The sequence below is a fragment of the Kribbella sp. NPDC023855 genome (genome assembly GCF_040639475.1).
In the GTDB taxonomy this organism is placed as follows: Bacteria; Actinomycetota; Actinomycetes; order Propionibacteriales; family Kribbellaceae; genus Kribbella.
The window spans coordinates 683151-698705 of sequence record NZ_JBFAAA010000004.1 but is presented as its reverse complement, the minus strand read 5'-3'; the positions used below and the strand labels follow the sequence as shown (position 1 = coordinate 698705).

The 15555-nt window shown below is 69.2% G+C and carries 15 protein-coding genes; all 15 read right to left on the bottom strand.

Going from position 1 to position 15555, the window contains the following annotated elements:
- Position 1 precedes the first annotated feature (1 nt).
- Complete coding sequence (locus AB0F51_RS18540) at positions 2–466, bottom strand: hypothetical protein (protein ID WP_360281337.1); 465 nt, start codon at positions 464–466, stop codon at positions 2–4.
- 36 nt (positions 467–502) lie between these two features.
- Positions 503–2932, bottom strand: a complete 2430-nt coding sequence (locus tag AB0F51_RS18535) for a LuxR C-terminal-related transcriptional regulator (RefSeq protein WP_360281335.1) — start codon at positions 2930–2932, stop codon at positions 503–505.
- A gap of 133 nt (positions 2933–3065) precedes the next feature.
- Positions 3066–4268: a carotenoid oxygenase family protein gene (locus AB0F51_RS18530; RefSeq protein WP_360281333.1), complete on the bottom strand. Its 1203-nt coding sequence runs from the start codon at positions 4266–4268 to the stop codon at positions 3066–3068.
- Positions 4265–5542 carry a hypothetical protein gene (locus AB0F51_RS18525; RefSeq protein ID WP_360281331.1) on the bottom strand — a complete coding sequence of 426 codons (1278 nt, stop codon included), beginning with the start codon at positions 5540–5542 and terminating at the stop codon, positions 4265–4267. Before AB0F51_RS18525 ends, AB0F51_RS18530 begins: the two co-directional genes overlap by 4 nt.
- Before the next feature lie 22 nt (positions 5543–5564).
- Positions 5565–5798: a ferredoxin gene (locus AB0F51_RS18520; RefSeq protein ID WP_360281329.1), complete on the bottom strand. Its 234-nt coding sequence runs from the start codon at positions 5796–5798 to the stop codon at positions 5565–5567.
- Positions 5799–5808: 10 nt separating this feature from the next.
- The gene (gene asnB / locus AB0F51_RS18515; RefSeq protein WP_360281327.1) at positions 5809–7629 is read right to left on the bottom strand and encodes an asparagine synthase (glutamine-hydrolyzing); all 1821 of its coding nucleotides are present in this window, start codon (positions 7627–7629) and stop codon (positions 5809–5811) included.
- 31 nt (positions 7630–7660) lie between these two features.
- Positions 7661–8419, bottom strand: coding sequence for an SDR family NAD(P)-dependent oxidoreductase (locus tag AB0F51_RS18510; protein WP_360281325.1), 759 nt, complete (start codon positions 8417–8419; stop codon positions 7661–7663).
- The gene (locus tag AB0F51_RS18505) at positions 8419–8757 is read right to left on the bottom strand and encodes a hypothetical protein (protein WP_360281323.1); all 339 of its coding nucleotides are present in this window, start codon (positions 8755–8757) and stop codon (positions 8419–8421) included. Before AB0F51_RS18505 ends, AB0F51_RS18510 begins: the two co-directional genes overlap by 1 nt.
- An 80-nt stretch (positions 8758–8837) precedes the next feature.
- Positions 8838–11330 (bottom strand): beta-ketoacyl-[acyl-carrier-protein] synthase family protein, encoded by a 2493-nt coding sequence (locus AB0F51_RS18500; protein ID WP_360281321.1) that lies wholly within the window; start codon positions 11328–11330, stop codon positions 8838–8840.
- Positions 11331–11357: 27 nt separating this feature from the next.
- Entirely contained in the window at positions 11358–12380 is a 1023-nt protein-coding gene (locus tag AB0F51_RS18495) for a glycine cleavage T C-terminal barrel domain-containing protein (protein ID WP_360281319.1), read from the bottom strand.
- Positions 12381–12391: 11 nt separating this feature from the next.
- A complete protein-coding gene (gene fabZ / locus AB0F51_RS18490; RefSeq protein WP_360281317.1) occupies positions 12392–12919 on the bottom strand; it encodes a 3-hydroxyacyl-ACP dehydratase FabZ in 528 nt (175 codons plus the stop codon).
- Positions 12916–13203: a phosphopantetheine-binding protein gene (locus AB0F51_RS18485; RefSeq protein ID WP_360281315.1), complete on the bottom strand. Its 288-nt coding sequence runs from the start codon at positions 13201–13203 to the stop codon at positions 12916–12918. The genes fabZ and AB0F51_RS18485 overlap by 4 nt, the downstream gene beginning before the upstream one ends.
- A gap of 60 nt (positions 13204–13263) precedes the next feature.
- Positions 13264–14019 carry an SDR family NAD(P)-dependent oxidoreductase gene (locus tag AB0F51_RS18480; protein WP_360281313.1) on the bottom strand — a complete coding sequence of 252 codons (756 nt, stop codon included), beginning with the start codon at positions 14017–14019 and terminating at the stop codon, positions 13264–13266.
- The gene (locus AB0F51_RS18475) at positions 14016–14975 is read right to left on the bottom strand and encodes an ACP S-malonyltransferase (RefSeq protein ID WP_360281311.1); all 960 of its coding nucleotides are present in this window, start codon (positions 14973–14975) and stop codon (positions 14016–14018) included. The genes AB0F51_RS18480 and AB0F51_RS18475 overlap by 4 nt, the downstream gene beginning before the upstream one ends.
- Positions 14972–15469, bottom strand: a complete 498-nt coding sequence (locus AB0F51_RS18470; protein ID WP_360281309.1) for a 4'-phosphopantetheinyl transferase superfamily protein — start codon at positions 15467–15469, stop codon at positions 14972–14974. Before AB0F51_RS18470 ends, AB0F51_RS18475 begins: the two co-directional genes overlap by 4 nt.
- Positions 15470–15555: the final 86 nt, after the last annotated feature.

Below are 15555 nucleotides of genomic sequence, written 5' to 3'. Positions count from 1 at the left end.
GTCAGGCGGCCTCGGGAACGGTCAGGCTGGACTTCAGGTGGTTGAGTGTCAGGTGGCCGGCGAGGACGCCGCCGACGGCGAGGGCGACCACCAGCCAGGTGGGGGCGCCGAGGTCGATGGCCGCGACGATGGCGAAGCCCTCGAACAGCGCGATCAGCGTGAAGCCGAGGTGGTCCAGGTACTTCGCCGACGGCGGGTTGCCGGCCGAGGGACGCGTCCGCGACGCCTGGATCGCGCGCCACATCATGTAGCCGCCCAGCACGATGAGGCCGGAGAACACCACCCGGGCCGCCGTACCCATGTCGCGCCAGCCGATCGAGACCGCGACCACCATGAAGAGGTCGAGCAGCGCGAGTGACCAGAAGTAGTAAGGAAACAAGCCCTGCCGCCGGACCGCGAAGCAACCGGTGGCGAACGCGACCACCCCGGCGGTGGCGTGCAGCACGATGAACACGGTATGCCACATGGTTGTGGCCTCCTTACTGAGATTCGACGAAACTTGTCATAGCCGGTGCCGGGTGGCCCACTGGGCGACGTGAACCCGGGACGGCACCCCGAGCTTCCGCATCGCGTGCCGGACGTGGTTGATCGCCGTCCACTCCGAGATCTGCAAGGTGCTGGCGATCTGGCGGTTGGTCATCCCCTCGGCGACCAGGACGACGACCTCGCGTTCGCGGGCGGTGAGAGCGGACTCGAGCTCTGCATCGGCCAGTTGCTGATCCGAAACTGCTTCCGTCGCTTCGGCCGGCGTGGGAGTTTCGACCACCCCGACCTCTTCGTCGAGCAACGTGCCGAGCGGCAGCGCCTTGCCGGCGATACAGGCGTTGTCGAACGCGACATCGCCGAGCCGGCCGCGCAGGTTCTGCAGTGCGCGATCGACGAACGGGAGCACCTCCGCGCAGGCGAAGCTGTGGGTCTCGGCACGCATGGCGCTCGCCGCCGCCAGCAGGCGGACGGCAGCCAGATCGGTGTCCGGCTGTTTGCGACCGGCCAGGACCAGACCCAGCGCCTCCAACGCGAACGGCGTGTCAGGGTCCGTGCCCACGTCGACAACGCCCGCCGCCGCAGCACGGCAGGTGCGCTCCGCCTCCTCCTGTTCGCCGCGCCGGAAGGCGACCAGACCCGCCAGCGCGCGAACGTTCCGGGTGTTGCGTTCGTCGCCGTGCGCCTCCACCAGGGGCAAGGCGAAGTTCACCGCCTCGTCGGCCGCCGCCACGTCGCCACGACTCAGCGAGATCATCGCCAGGTCGATCAGCACGACCGCCGCACCACGACGGTCCTCGGCTCCCTGCCAGAGCGAGAGACTCTGCTCGCACAGTTTGCGGGCCTCGGCGAAATCGCCGCGGATCCGGGCCAGGTTGCCGAGGTGATTGACCGCCGCGGCGAGCCCGGCCAGCTGCCCGAGACCGCGATAGGTTTCCGCGGCCCGGCGCTGGTAGTCCTCAGCAGCCTGATAGTCGCCGACGGCCGCCGCGAGCGTCCCGGCCGCGTGCAACGCGTCGGCGTACCGGCGGTCCTGCGTGTGGACGGACTCGTCGGCGAGCGCATCTTCCAGGAGCTGCAGACCCTCGCGCAGGCGGCCGTGCCCGAACATGAACCGCCAAAGTCCGGTGGCGAAGATCAGCGCGCCGTTCGCGTCACCACGAGCCCGCAGATGCCGGTACGCCGCACGTAGGTTGGACAGCTCGCTGACCAGCCGCGCCGCGCATGCCGCGTGCCGAGCTCCGGTGAGCTCCTTCTCCGCCTCGGCCACCACACCACGGAAGAAGTCGGCATGCCTGCTCCGGACGACGTCCTCGTTGCTGGTCTCCCGAAGCTGTTCGACGCAGAACGCCTGGATCATGTGCAGCGGATGGAACCTGGGCTCGCCGTCGACGCCGACCGAGGTCGTCAGCATTCCCTTGTCCAGCAGGGATTCCAGCAGGTTCTCCGCATCCTCCTGGGACAGTTCACCGACGGCCATCGCGGCGGCCACACTGAAGCCGTCGACGAAAACCCCCAGGCTGGTGAGCAGGTTGCGTTCCTGCTCGGTCAGCAGCTGGAAACTCCACAGGATGGTCGCCCGCATCGTCTGCTGGCGCGGCGGCACGTCCGCGAGGCCGCGCCGCAGGATGTCGATGCCGTCGCGCAACCGGGCCAGCAGCGCACGCGGGCTGAACAGCCGCAGCCTCGACGCGGCCAGCTCGATCGCCAGCGGCAGACCGTCGACCAGCCGGCAGATCTCGGCGACGTCGGCGACGTTCTTGGCGGTCAGCGCGAAATCCGGTACGACGGCCCGGGCCCGCTGCACGAACAGCGCGATGGACGGGATCTCCGCGATCTCGGCCAGCGGCACCTGGAGCGAGCTGACCAGTGGCAGTGGCAGGACGGGATACAGCCGCTCCCCGTAGATCTGCAGCGGTTGCCGGCTGGTCGCCAGCACCGTCAGGCCAGGACATTCCGGGAGCAGGAAGCTCAGCAGCTCGGCCACCCCGTCGGCCACATGCTCGCAGTTGTCGAGCACCAGCAGGAGCTCGCGGTCGCGCAGGCGATCGCGCAGATCGTTCGCGGGCTGGGTGTCGCTGCCCGATGCGGCCCGGCAGGCGGCCGCGACAGCGCCGGCGACCTGGGAGGGCTCGGACAGCGAGGCCAGCTCCACCGGCCAGACACCGTCGCGGAATCCCGACCGCACGTCGCCGACGACGGCCTGCGCGAGCCGGGTCTTGCCGGTGCCGCCTGATCCGGTCAGCGTGACGAGCCGGGCGGGGCCAAGGACGATCCGCTGCAACGCGGCGCGTTCGCTGTCGCGGCCGACCAGCGGTGTCGGCGGCGGCAGACCCACCACCCACGGCAGCGCGGTCCCCGAATTGATCGCCGGCGAATGTTTCAAACCCTTGACCTGATGGTCCTCGTCACGGCCGTTCGTGCTCCTTGTCCTGCGCCCCCCGGTCATGTTCCCCCATGCTTTTCCGAATATGGCGTATATGCACGGTAACAGCACGCCGGGCCACTGGCAGACGCCACGATCGCATCGATCTCCGCCGTTCCTGCCAAGTAAGGACTAATGCCCGGGCGGACCGGTATACCTACCGTGAAATCCGAACGGAATTGCGTGCGGAACGTGAGCACGACCCCAGCTCGGCAAAGGTTCCGGCGGCAAGTACCAGCAGGAATGACGTGGTGTCGTTCGTGTCCAGGACGACCGACAGCACGACGCCGTCATCCTCGTCGACGGCCGCGGGTCGCGGGACGAAGACCGGCTCGCTCGGGTAGCAGCCGTCCTGATACCAGCTCTTGGTGGCGCCGGTCGGGGTGTCGAGTTTCACCAACTGATCAAGGAAGTTGAGCCCTCGACGATCACGTGCGCCGGCGCCGTACCCGAACTGGTACGGACGGCCGTTGTGGTGGGAGTAGGCGATGTTCGGCAGCTCCAGTGGCTCGTCGCTCAGGGTTTCGCGCGTCACGGTTCCGCTCGCGAGCTGCACGCGGAACCGGGTCGGCAGGGCGAGCGGGATGCCACGGTTCTCGCGCAGCGCGTCGAGGTAGAGCGCGTCGATCACGCTCGCGTCCGGGTAGCCGCAGAGGTCGAAGACGACCTCGTCCTCGTTGTCCCAGGCATTGATGTGGTGAAACACGAAGCAGGCTTCGGTTTGGTAGCTCCCGCGAACCCTGCCGTCGTGCATGTAGCCGGGCTGGTCGACGGGGACCGAACTGATCAGTCGCCGGTCACTCCGGGCGGCCTCCTGGCGGTGCAGCTGATAGCTGCTGCGGCGGCCGAATTTCAAAAGATAGTTGATCACTGAATTGTCGTTCGGGTCCGCGTGCGGATGCGCAGTAGTGACATTACCGCTCAGTTTGTCGCGATAGCCGGTAACGCGCAGCGTAGCCAGCGTGGCGGGGTCGAACTCGACCGCCAACGGCCTTTCCGTCACGGCCACCGCGGATTCACCGAACGGCTGGATGTTGACCACCGGATTGACACCGGGAGCACCGAAGAAACGCGTGAAGAAACGACTGAACAGACTGCCGCACGGATCGGTGGCGAACTCGGGATAGCCGATCCGGCCCTGGTCCCGCACCGATCGGTAGTTGGGGGTGTCGACGAACCAGTGCCGCAACGACCGGCCGTTGCCCACGCCGTACCGGGCCGGGCCGTTGCGGATCAGCGTGCCGGACAACCACTCGGGCAGCTCGCCCTCCACCGGCAGCTCGTCGATGCTGACCTCACTGTCGAGGTCCGCAAAACCGATCGCGTACGGCGCGGCGCCCGTCGCGTCCCGTCCGGTCATGCGGTCACTTCCGAAGCTGCCGACCCGGCGTACTGCGGCCGGACCAGTGCCATCGCCTCCCGCCACACCTCGACGGCAGCATCCGGCGTCGGCACCGTGGCGAGGATCGCGGCGATGAGGGTGTCCCGGTGCGCGTCCGTGCGACCTGGCCCGACCGAGAGGGGAATCACTGCACGGACTGCCGGAAGCGCGGCGATCTCGTCGAGGCCTTCGACCTTCTCGATCTCCACGCCGACCGGGTGTTGCGGGCTGACGAACACCGAGTGCCCGGTGAACGACGGCAGTTCGCCGCTGTCGATGCCCAGTGCCGCTTGACCTGCCCGGGCGATCAGGTTCACGCCAGACACCATCGGGAAGAGGTACGGCAGCGCCCCGCCGGCCCGGCCGTTCACCTCGATGATGCGTGGTCCGTCGGCGGTCAACATCAGTTCTGTGTGCGCGAGGCCGCAGGAGAAGCCCAATGCTTTGAGCGCCTGGTCGGCCATCGCGAGCACCTCGGTTCGCTCGCGGGCAGCCAGTCCGGATGGCAGCATCATGCCGGTCTCCAGCACCGGGGGCGCGGTCGGGAACCGGTCGGTGACCGCCAGATGGGTCACCACACCGGTGACCGCGACCGACTCGACGCTGACGTACGGCGCGAAACCCGGTGTCGCCCTGGCCGGGTCGCCCACCAGCAGTTCCTCCAGGATGAACTCGGTCCCGGGGTCCACTGCTCCACCGGCCCTGGCCGCATCGTCGAACGCTTCCGCCACTCGGTCGGCCAACTGGTCTGGCGCTGTGACGATGGAGGCCAGAGCGCCGCCACTCCCCCGGGTCGGTTTGAGGATCGCCGGCAGCGGAACCTCGGCCAAAGCCGCCGGTACGTCGTCCGCGTTCGCGAGTCGGGCGAACCGCGGCGTCGGAACCCCAGCGGCGGCCAACGTACCGCGCTGAACGTACTTGTCGCGGAAAGCCGCCATGGTCTCGGGTGGTTGCCCCGGCAGACCGAGCCGTTGGGCAACGACGGCCGCCGCCTCGACCAAGTCGTCGGAGAAGGTCAGTACTCCGTCCACTCGGTGCTCGGCCGCGTAACCCACCGCACGGTCGACCAGGTCGTCGCCGTGTTCGGCGACCACCACGGTGGCCGGCAGGTCGTCGTCGAGCCGATCGGCCCGGGCATCGAGGATGCCGGCACTGGTGACCACCACGACATCGCCGACCGGCCGCAACTGCAGCACGGTTTCGGTGACCCGGATCCCCCGGGTGCCCAGCAGGAGCATCACAACAGGTCGCACGGGAACCTCCTGATTATCCGGCTCATTCGGCCGGTTCGGGGACGAGCTGCCGGCCGGAGTCCGCGTCGGCAATGGTGATCGCCGCCATCGGGCAGCACTCCGCCGCACTGGCTGCGGCATCGTCCGGGTGGATCAGCTCGGCGCGCGGCCGCGATCGCCGGTCGGGGCCGAACTCGAAGTGTCCGGGTGCCACGCCGAGGCACATTCCGCTTCCAGTGCAGGCGTCCTGGTCGACCGTCACCTTCCACTTGGCCATCTGACCTCCATCACACCGAGACCATGAGTTTCACCTCGTACTGCCGCAGCCAGAGCTCGATCTGGGTGAGGTACGCCAGGGCCATTCGCTGCATCCACGCGGGACGCCGGCTGTCGCCGTCGATGAGGGCCGTGACTCGTTCGGCGTCCAGCAGCGGCCCGATGGCCGAGTCGCCGTCGAGCAGCGATCGCGCCGCCGCACGCACGGCCGCGTCGTACTGCGGATCGGGCGCGGTCGGGTACATCGTCTTGGGCCGCTCGACAAGCTCGCGCGGCAGCAGTCCGGCAGCGACCCGCCGGAGCAGGCCTTTCGGCGTACCGTCGATCGCTTTGGTTGCCCAGGGCACGTTCCAGAGGTACTCGACCAGCCGGGTGTCGCAGAACGGCACCCGGACCTCCAGTCCGACCGCCATGCTCATCCTGTCCTTGCGGTCGAGCAGCACCGGAAGGAAACGGGTCAGCGCGAGGTACGACACCTCGCGCATCCGTCGGTCGGGGCCCTCTTCGCCAGGCAGCCGCGGGACCTCGGCGAGCGCTTCGGCGTACCGGTCGGCCGCGTACTCCTGCGGTCGCAAGCGTTCCTTCAGTCCCGGCGCCAGGACGTTGGCGAAGCCGGTGTCGTCGAGGTTCCAGGGGAAGCCGTTCCGGGCCACCGCTTGCTGGTCGTGGAACCACGCGTAGCCGCCAAACACTTCGTCCGCGGACTCACCGGACAGCGCGACTGTCGAGCGGCCGGCGATCGCTTCGAACAACAGATAAAGCGAAGCGTCGAGCTCACCGAGGCACGGCAGGTCCCGCGCGCGGGTGGCGCGCTCGAAGGTGCCCAGCAGATCCGGTACCTCGAGCACGACATCGGTGTGCTCCGACTTGATCTGCTCGACCAGGGTCCGGACGTACGGCGCGTCGAGGGTCGGCCGGTTCGCGTCCGCCCGGAAGTCGGTGGCGCTTCCCGCGAAGTCGACGGCGAATGTGGACAGCGACCCGGTCGCCCGACTGGCCATCACCCCGATGAGGCTGGAGTCGAGACCACCGGAGACAAGAGCACACAGCGGTACGTCGGAGACCAGCTGGCGGGTCACCGCGTCCGAGAGCAGCCCGCGAACCGTCTCGACCGTGGTATGGAGGTCATCGGTGTGCGGGGCGCTGGCAAGACGCCAGTACGCGCGAGCCTCGACGCCGTTGCGGTCGAACTCCAGCAACGTCCCGGGCCGCAGCTCGCGCAGGTCACGCAGTACGCCGCTGCCCGGCGTGTGCGTGCCGAACATCGCGAACAACTCGAGCACGCCCTGGTCGTCCAGCGCGGCTTCGAAAACCGGACTAGCCAGCAGTGCCTTCGGCTCGGAACCGAAGACGATGCCCTCGGCGTAGAGGTAGTAGTACAGCGGTTTGATCCCGAGCCGGTCGCGGGCGAGCAGAAGTCGCTGGGTCTCGTCGTCGAAGATCGCGAACGCGAACATCCCCTCCAGGCGCTCGACGCAGTCCGCGCCCCATTCGAGATACGCCCGGAGTACGACCTCGGTGTCCGATCTGGTGGCGAAGTGATGGCCACGGGTCCGAAGCTCGCTGCGCAGCTCGGTGAAGTTGTACACCTCGCCGCTGAAGGTGAGGACGACCGGCCGGCCACCCGGTTGACGGTGCGCGACCATCGGCTGCGCTCCACCTTCCACGTCGATGACGGCCAGCCGGCGGTGACCGATCGCGGCCTGCTCGCTGAGCCAGGTCCCGCCCGCGTCCGGGCCACGACACGCGAGCGTGTCGGTCATGGCCTCGAGGACGGCCGGCTCGCTGGCGAGGCGCCGCTCCCAGTCGACCCATCCGGTGATGCCGCACATGGCTACGACCTCCCTGGTTCTGTCATGGGTTTCATCGGGCCGCGTATCCGCCGTCGACCAGCAGGTCGGTCCCGGTGATGAACGACGCGTCGTCGGACAGCAGGAACAGCACGGCAGCGGCGACCTCGTGCGGTGTCGCCATCCGGTTCATCGGTGTGGCGGCCACGAAGTCGCTGACGAACTGCTCCGGCAGGCCGGTGGTCATCGGCGTCTCGACCATGCCCGGCGAGACCGCGTTGACTCGGATGCGGGAAGCGGCGAGTTCGACGGCCGCCGCCCGCGTCATCGCAGCGACCGCGCCCTTGGCGCCGTGGTACGCAAAAGCCGCGCCGGAACCGATCTGCCCGAATACCGAGCACACGTTGACGATTGCGCCGCGTCCTGCCAGATGCATGGACGGCACAGCTGCTTGCAACCCCAGCCAGGTGCCGCGCTGGCAGACATCGACGACGTGGTTCCACTCGGCCTCGGTGACGCCTTCCAGGCCGTGGATCCCGAGCACACCGGCGTTGTTGACCAGCAGGTCGGGGTAGCCGAAGTACCGGCGTGCGGTCCGGGTGAAGCGGGACCAGGCTGCGGCGTCGGTGACGTCCAGCTCGGTCGCGACGACCCGACCCGGCAGGTCATCGGCGGCAAGCTCTTTCGCCACCGCTTCGCACCGCCCACGGTCGATATCGCCCAGTACGACGCCGGCGCCCGCGCTCACCAGTACTTCGGCCACGGCCCGGCCGATACCGCTGGCCGCACCCGAGACCAGAGCAACCCGACCCGCCAGCCGTGTCGACGACATCAGCGGTCCTCCGCGTCACGCCGGGCGGGTAGCCAGGCGAGCGCAGCGGCGTACCCGGCGGCGTGGCTGAGAGAGACCCGCGGCACCGGCAACCCGAGCTGGCGACGCCACTGCTCGACCTCACCGCTCAACCGGACCGCGGGTCTGCCAGGTGGCATCCGCAGGATCTCGATCCCGGACCACGGCACCGGTCCGGGCCAGCGCAGCGCCTCGGCGACCGCACGTTTCGCCGCCAACCGAGCCGCCACGTGCTCACCGACCAACTCGAGGTCGAGGCAGTACGCCAGCTCGGCCGGGCTGACCAACTGCCGCCAGCCCGGGTCCGTCGGCGCCTGCATCGCGGACACCTGAAGGACTGCTGGTGCCGTCGAGTCGTCGACGAGATCACCATCGAGACGGTGGTGGGCGCCGGCCGGGTTCACTGCGACGGCCAGGGGGTCAGCAGCACCGAGGCGTACGTACCGCCCCAGTTGGCCGCCGTCACGAGCGCGGCCCGGCCGGCGGGATCGTGGTCGGACCCGACGTACGGTTCGAGACCGGGCAGCGGATCGCGCAGCCCGTTGATCGGCGGAACCCAGCCGGTCTGCATGCTCTCCACCGCACTGAGCACCGACATCAGTGCTGTCGTGGAGTGGATGTGACCGACCTGCCCACTGAGGTTGGCCAGCCGCGTCGAGCCGGCCGGGAACACGGCCGCGACCGCATTCGCCTCGGCCTGGTCGATGGCCGCCGTACCTCGGGCGTCGCCGTACACGACACCGACGTCGCCGGCGGTCAGGCCCGCGTGGGCAAGCGCGTTGCGATGGCTCTGTGCCCATGCCTCGCCGGACGGGTCGTTGCCCGCGACCCGGTAGGCGTCGCCGGTACCGCCGTGGCCGCGGATCTCCGCGAGGATCGTCGCTCCCCGCGCTTGCGCGTGCTCCAGCGACTCCACCACGAGCGCTGCCGCGCCCGCGCCGATCACGCATCCGCTGGCGTCGCGGTCATACGGGCGCACCACGTCAGACGAGAGCAGTCCCAAGTGGTCGTAGCCGAGATGGAGCAGAGGCGTGAGTTCGTCCGCGCTGACTGCGGCCATCACTTCGGCTTCGCCGCGGCGTACCAGGTCAGCGGCGTAGCCGAGGCCGGCGATGCCCGACGCGGTGCCGATCGCAAGCGTCGACAGCGGGCCCTTGATCTGCAGCGAAAGGCAGGCGTGACCGGGCGCCGCGTTCATCACCGAGTTGGGGAACAGGCGCGGGTTGACCCGGTGCGGACCTTCGCTGCCGATCGTTTCGGTCAGCTGCGCCACGGTCTCCAGCGGCCCGGTGAAGGTACCGAAGACCATGCCGACCTGCGCGGAGTTCTGCCGGGTGATCTGGTAGCCCGCGTCGGAGAAGGCGCTCCGCGTCGCCGCCAGGACGAGCAGCCCCAGCTGGTCGAGCCGGCGCGCGTACGCCGGATTGATCCAGCGCCGGTAGTCCTGGTCGGTGATTTCGGCCGTGAGTTTGCTCGCGGCCTGGCTGGTGTCGATGCTCGTCGCCTGGGCGATCCCGACCTTGCCGTCCTTCAGCGCGGTGATGAACCCGTCGCGTCCCAGACCGATGGGCGAGACGACCCCGGCGCCGGTCAGCACCACCCGGCGGTCGGGCCGGACCGGCGCCTTGCCGGGCGAACGACCCAGCACGAGCGCGCAGTTGTTGCCACCAAAGGCGAACGAGTTCGACACCACGACGTCAAGCTCCGCCGGCCGTGACCGGTTCGGCACGATGTCGTGGCCCTGCTTGGCCGCGGCACTGTCCTGTACTACTGATTCGTCGACGTTCACCGTCGGCGGCAGCACCTGGTCGCGCAACGCCATCGCACAAACGGCGGCCTCCAGCGCCCCGGCCGCACCCAGCATGTGCCCGACCTGCGACTTGGTGCTGCTCATCGGCGGAATGCCTGTCTCGCCGAAGAGAGCGGCGACGGCTTTGGGTTCGGCGCTGTCGTTGGCCGGCGTACCGGTGCCGTGGCCGTTGACGTAGTCGACATCGCCGACCTCGAAGCCGGCCTGCTCCAACGCTCGCCGCATCGCGCGCAACGCACCGCTACCCACCGGATCCGGTGCTGTTGCGTGGTGCGCATCGCTGCTGAGCGCGTAGCCGAGAACGTAGGCGAGCACCTGCGCACCACGGGCCCTTGCGGCCTGCTCGGACTCGAGCACCAGCATGGCCGCGCCTTCGCCGATGTTGAGGCCGCTACTGCGGGAGTACGGCGCGCAGGGCTGGCCGTCGAGCGCCTTGAGGCTGTCGAATCCGGCCAGCGAGAGGATGTCGAGCACGTCCACGCCACCGGCCAGCATCACGTCGGCCCGGCCGTCGCGGATCGCGTCGATCGCCCAGCCGATCGAGTTCGCCCCGGCCGCGCACGCGTTGGAGATCACGACCTTGGGCCCCTTGAGCCCGAAGGCCGCGCTCACCGCATCGGTCGAGGTGTACAGCGGATAGGTGAGCAGGTGATGTCTCGACGCCGCTTCTACTCGCCCGCCACCGCGGAGGAGCTCCCAGTGGTACTGCTCCCCCGCGTCCAGGCCGCCGACCGACGTACCCATCGCGATACCGATCCGGTACGGATCGAGTGAGGCGATGTCCAGCTTGGAATGCTCGATGGCCTCGGCCGCCACGCCCAGCGCCATACCGATCGCGCGGTCGACCCGGCCCCGGCCCCGCTGCGGTGGTACCGGAATCTCGGCCACCTCACCGGAGTACTGGCAACTCAACGTCGACGTGTCCAGCCGGCGGGTCCGCCCGATCCCGGTCGCACCATCGCGTACTCCGGTCCAGACGGCGTCGGTGCCCGTTCCGAGCGCACACGTCATCGCGACGCCCGTAATGGCGACGGCTGTCGGCGGTGCCGGCTCACCGGCTGGGCTGACCCCCGTAGTGTTCATGGGTTACTCCTCCTGCGGCTGCTGCCGCTACTCGAGCGGTACGCCGAAGCTGGTCGCGACGAGGAACGGCGCGGCGACGGTCTGGACCGGGTGGTTGAGCTCGTCGAGCGTGAAGTCGATCCCGGCCGCCGCCACCTCGGACTCGACCCGCGCGGTACCGATCACCCGGGAGAGGCGCGGTGAGTAGACCGCGTGCGTGACGGCTCCTACCTGCTCACCGTCGATCGTGAGCGGCGTACCGCGTTCGGGGGCCGCCTCGAGCCCGTCGGCCGCGAGCCAGCAGACCGGGCGCCGGTCGAGTCCGGCCTTCCACTGCTCCGTCAGGGCTTCCTGACCGGTGAACGCGTGACCGAAGTCGACCATCCACTGCAGGCCGACCTCGAACGGCGTTGCTCCGTCGGCTTCCCGCTCCAGGTTCGCGAACCGCATCTCCATCCGGCAGATGTCCACCGCGTCGAGTCCGACCTCGGAAGCACCGAGGCTGAGCAGGTGCTCGCGCAGTCCATCCCCGGCAGCGGCCGGCACGTGCAGCTTGTAGCCGTACTCGCCGGTGACGCCGGAGCGGCTCACCAGCAGCTCCAGATCATCGCGCCACGTCGACGTGATGAAGCTGGCGTACGACAGGGACGAGATCGGGAAGGGCAGGAATTTCTGCGCGATCGCCGGCGACTGCGGCCCCTCGATGCCGAAGACCCGGAACTCCTGGGACACATCCTGCACCGTCACGTCGTGGGACCCGCCGGCCGCTGCCGCGGTCAGGTGCTCCACCGCCGCGCCCGCCTGCGCCGGCCACACCTCGACGAGATAGTCGGCGTCGCGGCAATGGATCAGTGCCTCCGCAAGCACCGTGCCGTCCTGCTTCAGCAGCAGGGAGGCCGAGATCTGACCTTCGAGCAGGAAGTCGACGCTGCGGGTCGAGACCTGGCCCAGGAACGCGGCCGCCTCGGCGCCGCCGACCCGGATCAGGCCCACGCCGGTGTAGTCGACGAGACCGCAGGCGCCGCGCAGCTGCTCGTACTCTGCGTCGGTGCCGGAATAGACGTTCTGCATCGTGCTCTCCTTCATTCGCTTTCGTTCCGTTCGGTGACGACGAGCCGGGTCGTCATCACGACGTCACGGCCGACCGACGCCTGTCCGGTCACCGACATCAAGCTGCCCATCCGGGGTCCGGTGTGCGCGCGGATGACGACCTGGTCGCCGGGCAGCACCGTGCGCAGGAACTTCGCCTGCTTGATCTCGGCCAGGTAGCCGACCCGGTCCGCGACGTCGGCGACCAGCTCGCCAGTGGCCCGCGAGGCCGCCGCACTGCCGTAGATCACCGCGGCGAGCTGGGCCACGCACTCGACCAGCAGCACACCGGGATAGAGCATCCGGCCCGGAAAGTGCCCGGCGAGCACCGGATCGGACGAGGTGATGTTCTTGATCGCCTCCGCGCGAACGCCCGGCTCGACCGAGACCACCTTGTCCAGCAGGAAGAACGGGTACCGATGCGGGAGCAGCCGGGCGATGTCGTCCGCGGACAGACTGGCCGGCTGACCGTCGCCCGCCTGGACTGCGGTCTGTTGCCGCTCTGCGGCCGGGGCACTCATGATCGGTTGGCCACCACGTGGTCGACGAGACGGTTGAGCGAGAGCAGGCTCTCGGTGTCGTCGTCGGTGATCACCACGCCGAACTTCTCCTCGACCGCCATCGCCAGCTCGAGCGTGTCGATCGAGTCGAGCTCCAGCCCGCGCCCGAACAGCGGCTGGTCGTCACCGATCATGTCGGCGTCGACCGAGAGGGCGAGCCTGTCCACCAGCAGGTGTTTCATCTCGCCGCACAGCTCCTGGCGGGCCTTGACCGCCTGCTTGGTCTCTTCCAGCGTTGCCACCATCTGGCTTCTCCTGTCGTCTTTTCCAGTCGTCGGGATGTCGGTCGTCAGTGGCTGAGTGGCTCAGCAGGTCAGGCCGCCGTCGATCACGACGGAGGCTCCGGTCACGTACGCCGCCTCGGCACTCAGCAGGAACCGGACCACCGGCGCCACGTCCCCGGGTGCGCCGATCCGGCCCAGCGGCACGCGATCGACGAAGGCCTTGAGCTGGCTCTGCGGCATCGACCGGGTCATCGCGGTGTCGACGAAACCGGGCAGGACCGCGTTGACCCGTACGCCGCGGCTGCCGAGCTCCTTGGCCAGCACCCGGACCAGCGCGAGCAGGCCGGCCTTGGACGCGGCGTAGTTCGCCTGCCCCTCGGGCGCGTTCACGCCACTGGTCGAGGCGACCGCGACGATCGCGCCGGACCGTTGGGAGGCCATCAGCCGCGCGGCCGCGCGGCAGACCAGAAACGATCCGGTGAGGTTGGTGTCAACGACGGTGCGCCACTTCTGCTCGCCCATCATCAGGGCATAGCCGTCATTGGCGATCCCGGCGTTGCTCACCAGGCCGTCCAGCCGGCCGTGATCCGCACGGAGCTGGCGAAACATCTTGTCGACCTCGGCCGCCTGCGCGATGTCGGCCTGGACCAGCTCGGCGTCGGCCTGGTGCAGGCGCACCTGGCGGAGCGCCTCCTTGGCCTGCTCGGTGTCGCGGCGGTAGTTGAGCAAGACCTTGGCGCCGGCTTCGGCCAGGCCGGTCGCGATGCCCAGCCCGATCCCCTTCGTCGCCCCGGTCACCAGAACGACCTGTCCGTCCATGCTCTTGGTCGGACTCATAGCTGTTGCCCCGCGGCGACGAGGGTCCCGAGGGCTTCGGTTCCGGCGAGATGTTCGGCGGTTCGCAGCATGTTCCGGCCGAGCCCGCTGAGCACCCGTCCGGGGCCCACCTCGACGAACGTTGTCGCGCCGAGCCGGCCGAGCCTCTCGACCGTGTCCGCCCAGCGCACCGGGCGAGTGATCTGGGTCGCGAGCACCCGGCGGTACCGCTCGATGTCATCGACGACACTTCCGGTCACACTCGATACGAACGGCACCCGCGGCGGGCGCAGGTCAGCTGCCGCTACCAGCGGAGCCAGCTCTCGTTCGGCTTCGGCCATCAGCGGCGAGTGATACGCGCCACCGACCGGCAGCCGCTTCACCCGGAACGCTCCCGCGGACCGCGCTGCTTCGGCTGCCTCGTCCACCTGCTCGCTGGTCCCGGAGATGACCGCCTGGCGGGGCGCGTTCAAGTTCGCCACGACGAGGACCGCACCGTTCCGCTTGTTCGAGAACTGCCGGCAGAGGTTGGTGACCTGCTCCAGCGACAGGCCGGCGATAGCAGCCATCGCGCCCGGCTGTCGGCGCGCGGCCTCTGCCATCGCCCGGCCGCGGCGTGCCACCAGCGCAAGCGCCGACTCCCAACTCAGGCAGCCGGCCTCGACCAGCGCCGGGTATTCACCGAGGCTGTGCCCAGCTACCACATCCGGACGTAGCCCGGTGGTGGCGAGCTCGGCCGCCAGCACACTCGACCACACGAAGATGGTGAGCTGCGCGATCTCGGGATCGGCCAGCGTGGCCGCGTCCGCCCGCGTCATCAGTTCACCGACCGGTACGCCGGACAGCTCCTCCGCCCGGTCGATCAGCGCGCGGGCCTCGTCACCACATCGGGACAGCTCCCGGCCCATCGCAGGCCGCTGACTTCCCTGTCCGGGGAAGACGAACGCGAGGTTGCGCGCACCCGCTCTGGTGCTCACCATCGCTCCCCCGCACCGGTCTCCGCACACGTCGCGGCGGCCCAGCACAGGTCGAGGTGTGGCGTGCCTGTCGGCAGCACCTGTCCTGCAGGCAGCACACCACCGACCAGTTTCACCTGCTCGCGGCTGGCCCAGCGGGCGAGCGCATCGCGCAACTCGATCGTCCGGACGCCGTCGTCGCCAGGCTTCCCGACCACGATTGAGCGATAGCCGGCACCGGCCGGGAGACCACCTGCGATCTTGATGACGCTCTCCTTGATGCCGAACAGGCGACCCAGCCGGGTCAGCTCGTCGCCGTCGCGCGACCAGTCCGTCCCGGACCGCTCGCTGTCGTCGAAAACCCGGCGCAACAACGCAGGACCGGTACGCCGGAAAGCCAGCGCGAAGCGGTCGTGGTCGATGACGTCGACGCCGGCGCCCCACAACTGCCCGGCCGGTACCCGCGCCACCGTCAGCACTTCATCCACCGCTGCCACGGCAGTCGAACGACTCATGACGAAGCTCCCCACAAACACCTGTTGTGCTGCTCGGACGGTAAGCAAAGAATTGACGCCGGAGATATTCCGGTCAGTCGGCGCCG

Excerpts from the sequence above, each read along its gene's own strand:
- AB0F51_RS18520 (WP_360281329.1), bottom strand. The coding sequence starts at position 5,798 with ATGGCCAAGTGGAAGGTGACGGTCGACCAGGACGCCTGCACTGGAAGC.
- AB0F51_RS18535 (WP_360281335.1), bottom strand. The coding sequence starts at position 2,932 with ATGACCGGGGGGCGCAGGACAAGGAGCACGAACGGCCGTGACGAGGAC.
- AB0F51_RS18510 (WP_360281325.1), bottom strand. The coding sequence starts at position 8,419 with ATGTCGTCGACACGGCTGGCGGGTCGGGTTGCTCTGGTCTCGGGTGCG.
- AB0F51_RS18540 (WP_360281337.1), bottom strand. The coding sequence starts at position 466 with ATGTGGCATACCGTGTTCATCGTGCTGCACGCCACCGCCGGGGTGGTC.
- AB0F51_RS18495 (WP_360281319.1), bottom strand. The coding sequence starts at position 12,380 with ATGCAGAACGTCTATTCCGGCACCGACGCAGAGTACGAGCAGCTGCGC.
- AB0F51_RS18530 (WP_360281333.1), bottom strand. The coding sequence starts at position 4,268 with ATGACCGGACGGGACGCGACGGGCGCCGCGCCGTACGCGATCGGTTTT.
- AB0F51_RS18470 (WP_360281309.1), bottom strand. The coding sequence starts at position 15,469 with ATGAGTCGTTCGACTGCCGTGGCAGCGGTGGATGAAGTGCTGACGGTG.
- AB0F51_RS18485 (WP_360281315.1), bottom strand. The coding sequence starts at position 13,203 with ATGGTGGCAACGCTGGAAGAGACCAAGCAGGCGGTCAAGGCCCGCCAG.
- AB0F51_RS18505 (WP_360281323.1), bottom strand. The coding sequence starts at position 8,757 with ATGCAGGCGCCGACGGACCCGGGCTGGCGGCAGTTGGTCAGCCCGGCC.
- AB0F51_RS18480 (WP_360281313.1), bottom strand. The coding sequence starts at position 14,019 with ATGAGTCCGACCAAGAGCATGGACGGACAGGTCGTTCTGGTGACCGGG.
- asnB (WP_360281327.1), bottom strand. The coding sequence starts at position 7,629 with ATGTGCGGCATCACCGGATGGGTCGACTGGGAGCGGCGCCTCGCCAGC.
- fabZ (WP_360281317.1), bottom strand. The coding sequence starts at position 12,919 with ATGAGTGCCCCGGCCGCAGAGCGGCAACAGACCGCAGTCCAGGCGGGC.
- AB0F51_RS18500 (WP_360281321.1), bottom strand. The coding sequence starts at position 11,330 with ATGAACACTACGGGGGTCAGCCCAGCCGGTGAGCCGGCACCGCCGACA.